This is a genomic window from Leifsonia sp. A12D58 (genome assembly GCF_047530025.1).
In the GTDB taxonomy this organism is placed as follows: Bacteria; Actinomycetota; Actinomycetes; order Actinomycetales; family Microbacteriaceae; genus Cryobacterium.
Genome location: NZ_JBLJAT010000001.1, coordinates 225,689 through 239,591, shown reverse-complemented (window position 1 = coordinate 239,591; position 13,903 = coordinate 225,689). Strand labels below are relative to the sequence as shown.

At 61.7% G+C, this 13,903-nt stretch carries 16 protein-coding genes and 1 tRNA gene; 12 read left to right on the top strand and 5 right to left on the bottom strand.

What is annotated here, in order from left to right:
- The first annotated feature begins 167 nt into the window (after positions 1 to 167).
- The 9 genes from ACMT3I_RS01195 (at position 168) to ACMT3I_RS01155 (ending at position 5,593) form a co-directional block, all read left to right on the top strand.
- Positions 168 to 608, top strand: coding sequence for an Asp23/Gls24 family envelope stress response protein (locus ACMT3I_RS01195; RefSeq protein ID WP_414802615.1), 441 nt, complete (start codon positions 168 to 170; stop codon positions 606 to 608).
- A complete protein-coding gene (locus ACMT3I_RS01190) occupies positions 605 to 802 on the top strand; it encodes a DUF2273 domain-containing protein (RefSeq protein ID WP_414802614.1) in 198 nt (65 codons plus the stop codon). Before ACMT3I_RS01195 ends, ACMT3I_RS01190 begins: the two co-directional genes overlap by 4 nt.
- A complete protein-coding gene (locus ACMT3I_RS01185; RefSeq protein WP_414802613.1) occupies positions 799 to 1,188 on the top strand; it encodes a hypothetical protein in 390 nt (129 codons plus the stop codon). Before ACMT3I_RS01190 ends, ACMT3I_RS01185 begins: the two co-directional genes overlap by 4 nt.
- Entirely contained in the window at positions 1,185 to 1,769 is a 585-nt protein-coding gene (locus ACMT3I_RS01180; RefSeq protein ID WP_414802612.1) for a DUF6286 domain-containing protein, read from the top strand. Before ACMT3I_RS01185 ends, ACMT3I_RS01180 begins: the two co-directional genes overlap by 4 nt.
- Positions 1,766 to 2,371, top strand: a complete 606-nt coding sequence (locus ACMT3I_RS01175) for a hypothetical protein (RefSeq protein ID WP_414802611.1) — start codon at positions 1,766 to 1,768, stop codon at positions 2,369 to 2,371. The genes ACMT3I_RS01180 and ACMT3I_RS01175 overlap by 4 nt, the downstream gene beginning before the upstream one ends.
- A gap of 53 nt (positions 2,372 to 2,424) precedes the next feature.
- Positions 2,425 to 2,634: a hypothetical protein gene (locus ACMT3I_RS01170; protein WP_414802610.1), complete on the top strand. Its 210-nt coding sequence runs from the start codon at positions 2,425 to 2,427 to the stop codon at positions 2,632 to 2,634.
- A gap of 110 nt (positions 2,635 to 2,744) precedes the next feature.
- Positions 2,745 to 3,266, top strand: a complete 522-nt coding sequence (locus ACMT3I_RS01165; protein ID WP_414802609.1) for a DUF1269 domain-containing protein — start codon at positions 2,745 to 2,747, stop codon at positions 3,264 to 3,266.
- 840 nt (positions 3,267 to 4,106) lie between these two features.
- Positions 4,107 to 4,718 carry a TetR/AcrR family transcriptional regulator gene (locus tag ACMT3I_RS01160; RefSeq protein WP_414802608.1) on the top strand — a complete coding sequence of 204 codons (612 nt, stop codon included), beginning with the start codon at positions 4,107 to 4,109 and terminating at the stop codon, positions 4,716 to 4,718.
- Between the two features lie 113 nt (positions 4,719 to 4,831).
- Complete coding sequence (locus ACMT3I_RS01155; protein WP_414802607.1) at positions 4,832 to 5,593, top strand: SDR family NAD(P)-dependent oxidoreductase; 762 nt, start codon at positions 4,832 to 4,834, stop codon at positions 5,591 to 5,593.
- 282 nt (positions 5,594 to 5,875) lie between these two features.
- Here the strand turns inward: ACMT3I_RS01155 and ACMT3I_RS01150 are convergent.
- Positions 5,876 to 5,950 (bottom strand) — tRNA-Arg (locus ACMT3I_RS01150).
- Positions 5,951 to 6,193: 243 nt separating this feature from the next.
- Here ACMT3I_RS01150 and ACMT3I_RS01145 point away from each other — a divergent pair.
- Together ACMT3I_RS01145 and cls are read left to right on the top strand one after the other, a co-directional pair.
- Positions 6,194 to 7,297 (top strand): AI-2E family transporter, encoded by a 1,104-nt coding sequence (locus ACMT3I_RS01145; protein WP_414802606.1) that lies wholly within the window; start codon positions 6,194 to 6,196, stop codon positions 7,295 to 7,297.
- 6 nt (positions 7,298 to 7,303) lie between these two features.
- Positions 7,304 to 8,767, top strand: coding sequence for a cardiolipin synthase (gene cls, locus ACMT3I_RS01140; protein ID WP_414802605.1), 1,464 nt, complete (start codon positions 7,304 to 7,306; stop codon positions 8,765 to 8,767).
- Between the two features lie 3 nt (positions 8,768 to 8,770).
- Here the strand turns inward: cls and ACMT3I_RS01135 are convergent, their stop codons facing one another.
- The 4 genes from ACMT3I_RS01135 to ACMT3I_RS01120 form a co-directional block, all read right to left on the bottom strand.
- Positions 8,771 to 9,727, bottom strand: coding sequence for a CHAP domain-containing protein (locus tag ACMT3I_RS01135; protein WP_414802604.1), 957 nt, complete (start codon positions 9,725 to 9,727; stop codon positions 8,771 to 8,773).
- Positions 9,728 to 10,043: 316 nt separating this feature from the next.
- On the bottom strand, positions 10,044 to 10,559 hold the full coding sequence (locus ACMT3I_RS01130; protein WP_414802603.1) for an HNH endonuclease: 516 nt from the start codon (positions 10,557 to 10,559) through the stop codon (positions 10,044 to 10,046).
- A gap of 376 nt (positions 10,560 to 10,935) precedes the next feature.
- Positions 10,936 to 11,730, bottom strand: coding sequence for a C40 family peptidase (locus tag ACMT3I_RS01125; RefSeq protein WP_414802602.1), 795 nt, complete (start codon positions 11,728 to 11,730; stop codon positions 10,936 to 10,938).
- Between the two features lie 242 nt (positions 11,731 to 11,972).
- A complete protein-coding gene (locus ACMT3I_RS01120; RefSeq protein ID WP_414802601.1) occupies positions 11,973 to 12,692 on the bottom strand; it encodes a metal-dependent transcriptional regulator in 720 nt (239 codons plus the stop codon).
- Between the two features lie 89 nt (positions 12,693 to 12,781).
- On the opposite strand from ACMT3I_RS01120, the gene serC reads away from it, so the two are divergent.
- On the top strand, positions 12,782 to 13,900 hold the full coding sequence (gene serC / locus ACMT3I_RS01115) for a phosphoserine transaminase (RefSeq protein ID WP_414802600.1): 1,119 nt from the start codon (positions 12,782 to 12,784) through the stop codon (positions 13,898 to 13,900).
- Positions 13,901 to 13,903: the final 3 nt, after the last annotated feature.

The following is a 13,903-nucleotide window of genomic DNA, read 5'->3' as shown; positions in this document are numbered from 1 at the left end:
TACTGACCCCGTCCGATCAGGACGGGGTCAGTACGTCTGTGCGCCAGCGCTTCGCGGGCTGAAAGATCAGGTGAGTTCGGGCGTGACGAATCGACCGCGAGCTGCGTCTTATAGATGAAGACCCCTATTTCCCGGATGGTCCGGGCACAGGATCAAGGAGAATCATCATGGCGAACAACATCCCCACTCCAGCGACCGTAAGCGCAGGAGTGCCCACCCACGCGCAGAACTCGCTTGGCAAGACCACGATCAACGACGGCGTCGTGGCGAAGGTTGCTGGCATCGCTGCCCGCGAATCCCGTGGTGTCTACGCCCTCGGTGGCGGAGCGGCCCGCGCACTCGGTGCGATCAAAGAGGTCGTGAGCGGTGTCGACCAGGCACAGGGCATCAGCGTCGAGGTCGGCGAGACTCAGGTCGCCGTCGATGTCACCATCGTCGCTGAATATCCCGCTCCCCTGCAGGACGTGGCCGACGGCGTCCGCTCCGCCGTGATCCGCGCGATCGAGTCGATCGTGGGCATGGAGGTTGCCGAGGTCAATGTGACCGTTAACGATGTGCACCTGCCCTCTGACGACAAGGAAGACGACAGCGAGGCACGAGTCCAATGACCGCGACCGCTACTCGCACCGGCATCCTGATTGGGGCGGTCCTCTCCCTCACCTGGATCGCGTTCGGCTTCTGGCCGTGCCTCTTCGTCGCCGTGGCCATGGCCGTTGGCGCTCTGATCGGTCGACTCATCGATGGCAAGCTCAACGTCGCTACCCTCGTTGACGCGTTCCGAGGAAAGCGCTCCTCCTCATGACCATTGCCGCGACCATTGCGCCACCCGTGGCCGACGCGGCACAGCGGGGTCGAACTCGCATCACGTCCAAAGCTCTGAAAAGTGTTGTCTCAGCTGTCACTGCTGAGGCTCTCGGAGTCGACGCCAATCATGTCGGCGTCGATCTTACCGACCACAGCGGCGCACTCGCCGTCACTGTCACCACTCCCATCCGGGTCGTATCCCTCGACCGAGTGCAGTCAGATCCCACAGCGGTGAAGCGTGCAGGGGGTTCGATCGTTGATCGCACCAGCAGGGCGCAGGAAACGATTCGGGATCGCGTGAGCAACCTCACCGGTTCGACAATCGGCCGGGTCACCGTGCGGATCAGCGGCGTGAACATTCAGCCGGAGGAACGAGTGACATGAGTGCCAACCGAAAATCTCTCTACGCGCGGATCATCCGCAGGGAGACCCACTCGCCACGCTCGCTGCTCGCGATCATTCTCGCTGTGATCCTCATTGTGGTTTTCGCCTGGATCGGGACTGAGATCGTAATCGCCCTCCTCGGGCTGCCTGCACTGCTGGTGGCCCCCGCCGATATGTTCACACACGCCGTCGGGCTCGTTGACGCACCCGTTGCGATCGTGTCGACGGTTGGGATCGTCGTTGCGCTGATCGGGCTGATCCTCATCATCGCCGCGTTGATTCCGGGACGCAGGGCACGGCACGTGCTCGACACCGAACGGGCAGCGACCGTCGTCGACAACGAAGTGATCGCATCCGCTCTTGCTCGGCACTCGTCATACGCAGGCAACGTCGACCCTGACAACACAACAGTCTCGGTCTCTCACCGTCAGGCTGACGTGCGTCTTACTCCGACCTCGGGAATTCCCGTGAGCCGGGATGACGTCACCGACGCCGTCACGGAGCAGCTCGACTCATATGGGCTGCGTCCGCCGGTTCGCCCCCGGGTCCGTCTCGCAGAACGAGGAAGGGTCGGCGCATGAATAACACCAACCGGGGTGCCAACCGTCTCCTGATCTTCGTGTGCGGCCTGCTTCTGCTTGTTGTCGGCGCAGTGGCCGTCGCGGGCGCGCTCGTGCCCTCCATCCGTGACGGTTGGAAGGACTCAATCGACGAGATCAACGCTCAGATGTCGACCTGGCTGCAACAGACAGCGCTCGGCAGCACCGGAGTGAGTTGGATCATGCCGGCGATTCTCGTACTTCTTGTCATCGCGATAGTCCTGCTCATCGTCTTCATCGCCCGCCAAGGCCGTGGCCATACCGGGACTGCGCTGACTGAATCCACCAGTGAACACGGCACAACCATCATCGACGCGGCAGTCCCGCAGAATGCCATCCAGGATGCGCTTGCCAAGCGCCCCGAATTCGTCACGTCGCACGTCTCAATGTATAAAGTGCGCCGCACTCCCGTGCTGAAAGTGGCGGTCACCTGTCGGCGCGGAGTATCGCCGAGGGACGCAGCACTGATCGTGGAATCAAAACTACGTGCCCTCGACGAACTCCTCGGCCGCGAGATCCCCGCGCTTGTTCAGATCAGCGGTGGATTGCGAGCCAGGGTCACCACGACGACTCGCCTGCAGTAGGCGCTAGCGCCAGACTGCGATGAAACAAAGATTCAAAAAACAGAAGGAGCATTATGCCGAAGCCAATCGCATGGGTCGTGGTTATCGCCATTGCCGCCTCCGCATACACCGCCGGCGCGAAAGCCGGCAGACCCCGCTACCGCCAGATCCGCCGCACAGCGAAGAGATTTTGGAACGACCCTGCAGTAAAGAAGGCCAGGGCCCAGACCAAGAAACGGGCGATGAAGGCCACGAGAACGGCTGCGAAGAAAATCGCCAGGTAACACCTGAACCTGTCGGTCTGGGGTGAAGGGGGTGACGCTTTGCTCGCATCGTGATTCTATGAAGAAAACGCGCTTGACTAGCGAATTTTCACTACGAATTGGAGACCACCATGGCTGACGACGACGGAATGTTTCTCTACATCGGCACCTACCCGAGCGAAAGCGCAGCCCGTGCTGACTACGACATTGTGAAGGAGATGCATTCTTCTGGTGTCGTCGGCACCTACGACGCGGCAGTGATTACTAAGGATTCAGACGGCAAGGTGCACGTCAACAAGGACGAGATGGCTACTCGGCACGGCGGCTGGGGCGGAGCCGTCGCTGGCGCGGTGGTTGGACTTCTTTTCCCGCCAGCCATCATCGGGACCGCGATCGTCGGTGGCGCAATCGGCGCAGCAAGCGGCCACCTCTGGCGTGGCATGTCCCGCTCCGAAGTCAAGGAGCTCGGCGATCTCATTGACGCAGGCGAGGCAGCGCTGCTCGTCGCCGGCGCCAGCAACCTTGAAGAAGCGATCGACAAGGCAGAGCTGAAGGCCGAGAAGCACATCGCCAAGCAGCTGAAGGATGTCAAGAAGTCCGAAATCGACGACGCGGTCAAGTCAGCGGCTAGCGAAGTGGGCGCAGGAAGCTAACTTCACTCCGCAGGACAACAGGCCCGGCTTCAGAGAAATCTGAGCCGGGCCTTCTTCAATACACAGAAAGTTGTTGCGCTCAACACAGAACTGCCCCTAGGGTGAGGCTTACGCCATCGACGAAAGGAGCCCAGCGTGATTAACCACATGAATGCATTCGCATCCCGTACCACCGCCGGCTTCGTCGGCGTCTTCACCGCCTGATCGACCAGTAGATAGCCCACCGGTCCAGACGGTGGTGACGCTCTCGAAGCTCGACCAGGCAGCATCTGCACCGTTGTGCAGTCGCCTGCATTAGGTCACTCACCCCGCGCGTGGCGCGCGCACTCGCGCGCAGCCACTTTCGCCGCCTTGAGCGGCCACCCATTATTCGGCGACCCCGCACGCTCTTTCGCGCGCCCCCGGGTTGCGAACACGAAGGATTCAACCATCATGAAAACTCATATGGCGCCAACAATCGGGCGCCAGGACCACCCGCCCGAACCGGCTACCGCCACAGAGGCGCGCTCATCCGTGCGCCGCGTTGGGCTGCTGGATCGTGCCGCGATGCATTTCGGTATCGGGCTTATCCGGTGGGGCCGCCGCCCCATCAGGGCAACGTGGCGCGAACGCGCTGCCTCCGATGACGTGAGGCGCAGCGCCATGCAGTTCAACACCGAGGAGCTAGAGGCCCGCAGAGCCAGGGATCAGAATGACCAGTACCTGGTTATGAAAATGACGCAGTTCCGATGAACCGGACTTGAGTATCAGCACGTGCACGGGTCGTCGCCGAGATTCGGTTCTCGGGGACGACCCGTTCGGGCGGAGACACAGCATCGACGGCCGAGCTAACCTTCGAACATGGAGAAAACTCCGCGGGGGCGCCCCCGCAGCGAAGTGAATCGCGTCGCAATCTTAAATGCCGCGCGTGACCTACTCGTCGAAATCGGCTGGGATGCGCTGAGCATTGAGCAGATCGCCGTTCGCGCTGGCGTGTCAAAGCAGACGGCGTACCGATGGTGGCGAACCAAAGGCGACATCGTGGCAGAGGGCATTGTCGAGGGAAACATTTCCTTCGTTATGGCTTCAGTGGTTGATGCGTCCGACATCGGCACAGACCTCAAATCCACCCTGAGCGCACTGTCGACCTCGCTGACCGCCCCGGGCGTCGACCCGCTTCGCAGGGCACTCACGGCAGCCGCCGCGGCGAATGAAGAGGTCGCCATCCGACAACGCGATCTCCTGGTTACTCCGCTTCGTGACCAGCTTGAGCAACGCCTCGCACGTGCCGTCGCGGCCGGCGAGCTGAGACCGGACATCGATCTGGACACCATGGTCGACACGTTGCTTGGCGCGGTTTTTCACCGCATCACCAACATTCACGGGCCAGGCAGTGACATGTCTGACAGTCTGGTCGATCTGATATTGCACGGCGCTGCCGCGGGCACGGCTCCGGTGCAGATCTGCCGTTGACCAGACCGGTTCCCCTGAGCTGGAATTTGCAACCCGTCTCCCCCGCTCGATAGCCTGATGATTTACGGGACAAATTGTCCCGTAAATCAACGGCGATGACTGAGGTCGGACATATGAAGAGACTTGACGGTAAAACGATCCTGATTGCGGGCTCCGGCGGCATCGGTGCTGGCCTGGCTGAGCGATACGCGGCGGAGGGCGCGAACGTTGTGCTCGGGGACATCGACATCGACGGGGTCGAATCCGTGGCCGCCGCCATCAGCGCGGCAGGCGGCTCCATCGTCGCTACTCGTCTTGACGGTGCCGACGAAGCATCGGTCGGTGACGCTGTGGCACTCGCCGTGTCGACATTCGGTGGTCTTGACGGCCTTCACGTCAACTTTGCGAAAGTGGGGGGCGATCCCACACACGGCCTTCTCGACATGACGATGGACGAGATCGACGACAGCCTCCGGGTCAACCTGCGCGGTTACGTCCTCTGCACGCGCGCAGCGCTGCCGCCCATGATCGAACGTGGTGGCGGATCCATCGTCTACACGAGCTCAGGATCCGCTTACGTAGCCGAGCCCGTCCGCGTTGCGTACGCCATGGCGAAGTCTGGCGGACACGCACTCATGCGCCACGTGGCATCCCGCTACGGCATCGACGGCATCCGAGCAAACTCCATTGCTCCCGGCGTGATTGTTCACGACCGCTTCCCCGCCGAGGTCCGTGCGGCGATGGAGGGCCCGACCATCGAATCGACGTTCGTTAAGTCCAGGGTCGGGCGCCCAGAGGATATTGCCGCAGCCGGAGCGTACCTGTTGTCGGATGACGCCGGCTACGTCACTGGCCAGGTCATTTCCGTCGATGGTGGGCGAACCGTCCGCGCGTAGGTGTAGCCGCGATCGCTGCATGGATGCGGCGCTCAGAGGCTGCGGTCCTGACTCCAACAGGTTGTCAGAGGTGTTGCTGATGAGCGCCGCAACCGATATGGCCTGCGCGTCGGTGAAGGACGCGATGTAGTCGATCGGGCGACGGCCGAGACCTTGAGCGAGTGGGTGAGCCGGTTGTGCACCGTGTGCCAGAACCAGCCTGCTGAATCACCTTGGGTGACAGCAGACAGTTAGAAAAGTACGTGAGCCCGATCGGTGTCGCCCACCAGATCGTATCGACCATGGTGCCCCTGGAGGGACTCGAACCCCCAACCCTTTCCTTAGGACGGAACTGCTCTTCCATTGAGCTACAGAGGCTGACCCAACGAGCTTACCCGGTGCCACGCGCCTGACCGAAACGGCGCGACCAGCAACATCCGCTGGCCACGGCTGATTCTGGCCGGCTCGCAACTCCGTGGCGCCCTCAGCGCGCCAACTCTCAAGCGGATGTTGAAAGCGGATAAGATCGCGACGCCTGTACCGCTCCCTCCTGGGTTCCGGCGCCGCTGCGCGTGCCTCGCCTGATACGAACGCGCACTTTCGAACGAGGAGACGCAACGCATGGACGCCCTCAGCACAGACACGCTCGATGTCCCGACGCCCCGTCGGTTGAGCACGGCGACCCTCCTGAGGAGTGGTCCGTTCACATTCGGCTTCATCACGACGCTCGGCGTGTTGCTCGCGCTGTTGCTTGGCTCGGCCATCGCCTCGCTCAGCTCGGCGCTCACCCTCATCTTCTTCGCCGGATTTGTCAGCCTCGGCCTCTCCCCGCTGGTGCGGAGGCTCGAGTCGAAGCGCATTTCCCGCACCGGCGCGGTGCTCATCGTGCTCGGCAGCTTCGTCGCCATCATCGGCCTGCTGGTGAGCCTGGTCGTTCCGATCATCAGCGAGCAGGCTGCCGACCTCGTGTCGCGTCTGCCCTCCAACTTCGACAACGTTCAGGAGCAGCTGTGGTTCATCGACCTCAATCGCGCACTCGGCGGATACCCACTGCAGCTATTCGGCTGGCTTGAGCGTGCCGCCGCAGACCCGAACGTCTGGCTGGCCGTCGGTGGTGGCGCCCTGCACGTGACCGGCAGCATCATCAACGCCACGTTCGGCGTGATCTTCGTCGTCGTTCTCACGCTCTACTTTGTCGCCTCGCTTGAAACCATCAAGCAGAGCTTCTACGAACTGGTCCCGATGAGCAAGCGTCAGGGCTTCGTCGACATCGCCGAAGAGATCGCCGACTCAGTCGGCAAATACCTCGGCGGAATGTTCATCCTCGCGGTGATCAACTCGGCATTCACCTTTATCTTGCTCACAGTTGTCGGCGTTCGCTACGCCGCCATTCTCGCGGCATTGGCTCTGCCGATCACCCTCATTCCGCTGGTCGGAAGCGTGATCAGCACAGCGATCATCACGACAGTTTCTCTGTTCACCTCGCCAGGAACGGCTCTCGTCGTGCTGATCTCGATGCTCGTCTATATGCAGATCGAGGCCTACGTGCTGACCCCGCGCGTCGTGGGCAAGGCCATCAGCATCCCCGGTTCCCTCGTACTCATCGGAGCGCTCATCGGCGGAACCCTGCTCGGCTTGCTCGGCGCCCTCATCGCCTGCCCGACAGTCGCCTCGATACTGCTGATCATCAAGAAGGTTGTCGTTCCCAAGCAGGCAGCGAGCTGATCCCGCGTGAACCCGTTGTCAGACTTCGATGTCTCCGCCCTGCTCCTGGTCGTCCTCCACCTCATTCTCGGCACGGTTGCCATCGTCATCATCTCGGCCAACCGACGCCCGTCGACGGCCATCGCCTGGCTGCTGACCATCATCTTCATCCCGTTCCTCGGCGCGATCGCCTTCTTCCTGGTCGGTTTCAGTCGTCTTCCCCGTGCCCGCCGTGAGAAGCAGCGTGAGGTGAGCCAGAGCATCCTGCAGCGCACCGACGGCCTCGATCAGCTGAGCCACGGCGACGAGTGGCCGACCTGGCTGCACTCGGCGGCCCAGCTCAACCTCAACCTTGGCGCCCTGCCCATGGTCGGTGGCAACCGCGTCGACCTCAGTGATGCATACCAGGGTTCATTCGAGGCCATGGCCGGCGAGATCGACCTGGCGACCAGCTTCGTACACGTAGAGTTCTTCATTTTGGTTCGGGATGCGAGCACCACCGGGTTTTTCGACGCCCTCGCCCGCGCAGCGGCTCGCGGCGTTCGCGTGCGGGTCCTGGCCGATCACGTCGCCAGCCTGATGTACCCCAAACGCAAGGAGACCGAAGCTTTCCTGCGCGAGAACGGTATTGAGTTCCAAGCGATGCTGCCGCTTCGACCGTTGAAGGGTCAGTGGCAACGTCCCGACCTGCGCAATCACCGCAAGCTCGTTGTCATCGACGGTGGCGTCGGTTTCACCGGCTCGCAGAACCTCATCGACGCGCAGTACCACAAGAAGAAGAACATCGAGCGAGGCCTGCACTGGCATGAGCTGATGATCCGGCTGGATGGTCCGGTCGTGCGTGAGCTGAACGCGGTATTCGTCACCGACTGGTTCAGCGATACCGATGAACTCCTCCCGCTCGACACCACCCCTGTCGTGCTCTCCCCCGACCCGGCCCTGCTCGACGCCCAGATCCTGCCCAGCGGGCCAAGCTTCGAGAATGACAACAATCTCAAGCTCTACACGATGCTTATCCACAACGCGCTCTCGCGCATCAGCATCACGAGCCCCTACTTCGTGCCGGAGGAATCGACGCTCCTGGCCATCATCACTGCCGCCTCACGCGGAGTGGATGTCGAGCTGTTCGTCTCGGAGATCGGCGACCAGGTACTCGTCTATCACGCCCAGCGCTCCTACTACGAGGCCCTGCTGCGTGCCGGGGTCAAGATCTATCTCTACCGCCCGCCCACGGTGCTGCACGCCAAGCACTTCACCATCGACGACCGCGTCTCGATCGTCGGCTCCAGCAACATGGACATCCGCTCGTTCAGCCTCAACATGGAAGTGTCTGTATTGATCCACGGCGAAGAGTTCGCCGAACGGATGCGAACGATCCAGGACGGCTACCGCGCCAACAGTACGCGTCTCGAGCTCGAGGAGTGGCTGCAGCGACCGCTCATCGAAAAGGTCGGGGACAGCCTGGCCCGGCTGACGTCGTCGCTGCAGTAGCCGCTAGGCCGGTGGATACAGGTAGAGCGCGACGTCACTCGGCGCCACTGTCCGCGTGTGATACGCGTGGCTGCCCATCCAGTTGTACTCTTCGAGCACGACCGAGCCATCGGCGCCGACAGACTGTACGTATGCGACGTGGTTGTAGTTGAACCAGGCGACGGCACCGACGACCGGAGTATTGCTCGTCGCCCAGCCGTGGCCGGCCCAGGCATCCGCCCAGCTGTATGCGTTTCCACCACCGGGGGTGAGGCTGTTCCAGGTCCAGCGCCAGCTACCGTTTGATGCACCGGCATCGCGGTTGAGTCGCCAGGCGACGAAGTCGACGCACTCACGGTAGTAGTAGCCGAGCGGCGACAATCCGCCGCCCGCTGAGTCAACAAGTTCATACGGCCACGGGTAGTCATCGCCCTCTGCACGCACGCCGCGCACGGCGAACTCAGCAGCGGATGCCCGCGCCGCCTCGATGGCAGCCGCTCGCTGGGCAGTGAGGGTGCGTTCGGTGAGCTCTTCCTGGGTGGTCGCGGTGAAGCTGTCACGCGAGAAGCTCACGTTCGCCGCCGCTGCTGCAACGGTGATCTTCTGTGCCCCTGCGGTGGTGCGTGCACGTTCGGCGCTGGTCTCGACTGAACCCCCGGAGTTCGGGGTAAACGCATACGCCGGCAGTGCCGTCGTTAAAAAGAGTGCGGGGATGGCGATCAGCGTGAACGCCGTGGTGATCGGGTTCTTTCGCTTGGAACGCGAGGAGCGGCTGGCGGGCGTCACGGGTGCAGTTGGTGCAGTGGGTGCCGAACGAATCGCACGACGACCCGACACGACAGCAGCATGATCCGTCATCACGTGCGGTACGACTGTCGTACCCGTCGCCTCCTCTGCTGCGGCCCGCTGGGCACGAAGGGTGCGCCGTGAGGGCAATGCGTCGAGGTTCTCGGGAGAACCTGACGTACCAGGTTCGATCACGTGTGATCCTCAGGAGTACGAGGTGCGGCTGTCGGGGGGACGCCCTAACAATACGGGAACCGCTCGGGCTTGTCACCACCGCACGATCATCGCCCCACGAACTCACCCAGCCGATGGTGTTCTCGGCCGACGAGACGACCGACATCGGCCACGAGTCTGGACAGCTGTTAGCCCCGACTACACACCGCAGACGAGCCGGTTCACCGGCAAAATTCAGTGGGTACAGATAGGCCTCGGCGACGACGATCATGACCATCTCATCGACCCGGAGGAGCGGATGCGCATCGCTATGGCGCGGCAGTAGCGGGATCCTCGGTCAGCCCGCCAGTTGCATCCGTTGATACTGCCAGGGGCGGGTGTATTCCTCCCAATCGGGGACGTCCCAGCGCATCGTGATGAGTGCGGCTGCGCTGGCCTCAGGGGCCTTCAATTCGAAGGGGAGCTTCCACCCGAGCTCACTCAAGAGCGAGTCTGCCTTGAGGTTGTTGCATCTGAAGCAGGCGACCAGAACGTTTTCCCAGCTGTGAGTCCCGCCGCGAGCGCGCGGAATCACATGGTCGAGGGTGTCGCCATACTTGTTGCAATACGCACAGACATGACCGTAGCGGTCTAACGCCGCCTTCCGCGAGAGTGTCATCGTCCGCCGCGGCACGCGAATGAATTGATTGAGCAGCACCACACTTGGCGCGTCCACCGTCAGTGAGCGACTGTGCAGCTTCAGGCCGGATGCAGCGACCGTCGAGGCTTTCCCGCTCAAGAGCAGCAGAACGGCCCGTCGAGTGGGCACAACAACCAAGGGCTCGTAGCTGGCGTTCAGGATCAGTGTGCGCATGTGCTCCCTTTCGAAGAAGGCTGGACGGCTTCCAGCCATTCGAACTACTCGCTGCGAATGCGGCGAGAAAGCGAACAGCAAACAAAAAAGGGCGCTGTCACAATGACAACGCCCAGGAGGACAGACGAGAAGACTCGCGATGGCTCCGACATGTTTGACTGCTGTGCCCACACGCAGAGCTACCGCACGAACCCATGGAGTGGATCGTACGGTGTTCGCGCAGTGGCTCTTTCCAGAATCCGCAAAACATCAGGGCAACAGGTTAACTCACTTTCGGCGCGCCGCGAAGTGGAGGCGCGCCGAAAGTGGCGAGTGTTAGCAGACGTTCAGGCTGGGTTCACGCGGAGGTGGACCATGAAGACCAGCAGCAGGTTGCCTAGATACCGAGTCGAACGATGTAGTAGTCGCTGGTCCAGATCGGCTGCACCCGCACTGATGCACCTTCGTACGGTGCGTGCAGGATGTTGCCGTTTCCAGCGTAAAAGCCGTCGTGGCCATCCATGATGACCAGGTCACCTGGCTGAGCATCGGCAAGCGCGATCCGGGTGCCGGCCGCGCCTTGTCCAGTCGACGAGTGCGGAAGACTAATGCCGAACTGCGCGTAAACGTACATGACGAAGCCCGAGCAGTCGAAGCCGGCCGGAGTCGCTCCACCGTAGACATAGGGCACGCCCTGATACTGCGAAGCAACGCTGTACACGGATGAGAGCGAGAAGTTCGGGTATGCCGGGCTCGCCAGGTATTCAGAGACTGACGGTCCAGAGTACGCCGAGGCATACGTGGCCATCTCTGCAGCGACGACAGCTACGCGAGCCGCGGCCTCACTGGCTGCCTTCGAAGCGGCAAGCTCCTCGGACGTTGTTGCGGTGAAGCCGTCGCGAGCGATCGAGACTGATGCCGCCGACGCGTCAACTGTCACCTTCTGAGCGCTGGCTTTGGTTTCCTGTGTCGCTTCGGTGGCACCGAACTGTGTGTCGTTCGAGCCCGGAGCGAATGCGTATGCCGGGAGTGCCATGGTGGCGATCAAACCACCGGCAAGGGCCATGACGACCACGTTGCCTGCAGCGCTCCGTCGGAACGAGCGCTTGGGGGCTGCCTTCTGACCGGTCGGTCGCGCCGCGACACCTGTCTCTGGCTTTTCAATTGTGTTGCGTCGTGAATCGGATCTCACGACAGATCTTCTCGTACCTAATTCAGCCAAAGTTTCAACCTCCGGCGCCTCAACAACACTAGGTAGTTGCCCCGTCCAATTGCGCTAATCGCGTGTGCTTACCTCACCAAGAGACGGGCTAGGGAGACGTCTTGGTTCGGGTCCTTCGACCGGCTTCTGATCGGTGGGACAGGTTAGAGGCTACGGGAGCGAGACCTGTTTGTCATCTTCGAGGCCGATTTCGCTAACGAATCTGTAACGAATTAGACAGTTTCAAGCACTGGCGTTGTCACGAAAATGTGGCTGGCTACCTCGTTGGGCAGCTCGATTCCTTCGCCGAAACCTTCGACCTGCACCAGTACATACGAACCGGCGGATACCGAGAACACACCGGCGTTCCCTGGCATCACTCCCGACTGCTTGAGTTGAGCCAACAGTTCAGGATCGAACTGCACGGGTTCGCCCAGACGACGAATAACAGCGCTGACGGTTCCGTCGGCACCTGCTCCAGCAACGACGTCGACAAGACTCGTCACACCCTGCATAAAGGGGGAAGCCGCGGGCAATCCCAGCTCTTCAAGTCCTGGAATCGGGTTGCCATACGGCGATTCGGTGGGGTGTCCGAGCATCTCGATGATCTTGCGCTCGACCTGCTCACTCATGACATGTTCCCAGCGGCATGCCTCATCGTGCACGAATTCCCATTCGAGTCCGATGACGTCGCTGAGCAAACGCTCGGCGAGGCGGTGCTTACGCATAACGTGCACTGCCTTGCTGCGACCTTTGTCGGTCAACTCAAGGTGGCGATCGCCAGAGACGACGACAAGGCCGTCTCTCTCCATGCGCGCAACGGTCTGTGAAACCGTGGGTCCGGAGTGACTCAAACGTTCGGAAATTCGCGCACGAAGGGGAACAATGTTCTCTTCCTCCAGGTCGAGAATCGTCCGGAGGTACATTTCAGTGGTGTCGATCAGATCCGTCATGCCGGCCTCTCACTCGCGCTTATCGCGTCCCGCTAGTTGGCGCGTCATCAACCTTACCGGTCGCACTCGTGGCAACTAGAATCTCCCTTATGCCGGATCTGACTATCCCCTCTGAACTCTTGCCCGCTGACGGACGTTTTGGTTGCGGCCCGTCCAAAATCCGCCGTGAGCAGCTCGACCACCTCACCGGTTTCGGTGCAAGCATCCTGGGAACCTCCCACCGCCAGGCACCGGTCAAGGATCTCGTCGGACGTGTCCAGACGGGCCTGGCCGACCTCTTCAGCGCACCTGAGGGTTACGAAATCGTTCTGGGTAACGGTGGATCCACCGCGTTCTGGGATGCCGCAGCCTTCTCCCTGATCGAACGCCGCAGCCAGAATCTTGTGTTCGGTGAGTTCGGCCAGAAATTCGCCGGAGCCGCAGCGGCCCCGTTCCTTGACGCACCGGATGTCATCACCTCACCGGCAGGCTCGCGCAGCGAGTTCGTCGCCACCGAGGGCGTCGACGTATACGCCTGGCCGCAGAACGAGACGTCAACCGGAGTGATGGCTCCCGTCACCCGCGTACACGGTGACGACGGCGCCCTGACCGTCATCGACGCAACCAGCTCAGCTGCCGGCATCGATTTCGACGCCAGCCAGTCGGATGTCTACTACTTCGCCCCGCAGAAGAACCTCGCATCGGACGGCGGCCTCTGGCTCGCCATGTTCTCTCCCACCGCAATCGAGCGTGTCGAGCGCATCGCAGCAAGCGACCGTTACATCCCCGAGTTCCTCAGCTTGAAGAACGCCATCGACAATTCACGGCTCAAGCAGACTCTCAACACCCCTGCGCTGTCGACTCTGTTGCTGCTTGAAAGCCAGCTGTCGTGGATCAACGGCAATGGCGGACTCGAGTGGGCCTCAGCACGCACCCGCGAATCATCGTCGATTCTCTACGACTGGGCAGAGAGCGTCGATTATGCGACGCCGTTCGTGTCCAACCCTGACCACCGTTCGCAGGTCGTCGTGACGATTGACTTCGACGAGAGCATCGATGCAGCAGCAGTCGCGAAGGTACTGCGCGCCAATGGCATCGTGGACACCGAGCCGTACCGCAAACTCGGCCGCAACCAGTTGCGCATCGCGACGTTCACCGCAATCGAGCCTGCGGATGTCCGCAAGCTGGTGTCTGCGATCGAATTCGTCATTGCGAACATGGGCAACTGAGCC

What these genes read in the sequence shown, in the direction of transcription:
- ACMT3I_RS01195 (WP_414802615.1), top strand. Translation starts at nt 168, where the DNA reads ATGGCGAACAACATCCCCACTCCAGCGACCGTAAGCGCAGGAGTGCCC.
- ACMT3I_RS01190 (WP_414802614.1), top strand. Translation starts at nt 605, where the DNA reads ATGACCGCGACCGCTACTCGCACCGGCATCCTGATTGGGGCGGTCCTC.
- ACMT3I_RS01185 (WP_414802613.1), top strand. Translation starts at nt 799, where the DNA reads ATGACCATTGCCGCGACCATTGCGCCACCCGTGGCCGACGCGGCACAG.
- ACMT3I_RS01180 (WP_414802612.1), top strand. Translation starts at nt 1,185, where the DNA reads ATGAGTGCCAACCGAAAATCTCTCTACGCGCGGATCATCCGCAGGGAG.
- ACMT3I_RS01175 (WP_414802611.1), top strand. Translation starts at nt 1,766, where the DNA reads ATGAATAACACCAACCGGGGTGCCAACCGTCTCCTGATCTTCGTGTGC.
- ACMT3I_RS01170 (WP_414802610.1), top strand. Translation starts at nt 2,425, where the DNA reads ATGCCGAAGCCAATCGCATGGGTCGTGGTTATCGCCATTGCCGCCTCC.
- ACMT3I_RS01165 (WP_414802609.1), top strand. Translation starts at nt 2,745, where the DNA reads ATGGCTGACGACGACGGAATGTTTCTCTACATCGGCACCTACCCGAGC.
- ACMT3I_RS01160 (WP_414802608.1), top strand. Translation starts at nt 4,107, where the DNA reads ATGGAGAAAACTCCGCGGGGGCGCCCCCGCAGCGAAGTGAATCGCGTC.
- ACMT3I_RS01155 (WP_414802607.1), top strand. Translation starts at nt 4,832, where the DNA reads ATGAAGAGACTTGACGGTAAAACGATCCTGATTGCGGGCTCCGGCGGC.
- ACMT3I_RS01145 (WP_414802606.1), top strand. Translation starts at nt 6,194, where the DNA reads ATGGACGCCCTCAGCACAGACACGCTCGATGTCCCGACGCCCCGTCGG.
- ACMT3I_RS01130 (WP_414802603.1), bottom strand. Translation starts at nt 10,559, where the DNA reads ATGCGCACACTGATCCTGAACGCCAGCTACGAGCCCTTGGTTGTTGTG.
- ACMT3I_RS01120 (WP_414802601.1), bottom strand. Translation starts at nt 12,692, where the DNA reads ATGACGGATCTGATCGACACCACTGAAATGTACCTCCGGACGATTCTC.
- serC (WP_414802600.1), top strand. Translation starts at nt 12,782, where the DNA reads ATGCCGGATCTGACTATCCCCTCTGAACTCTTGCCCGCTGACGGACGT.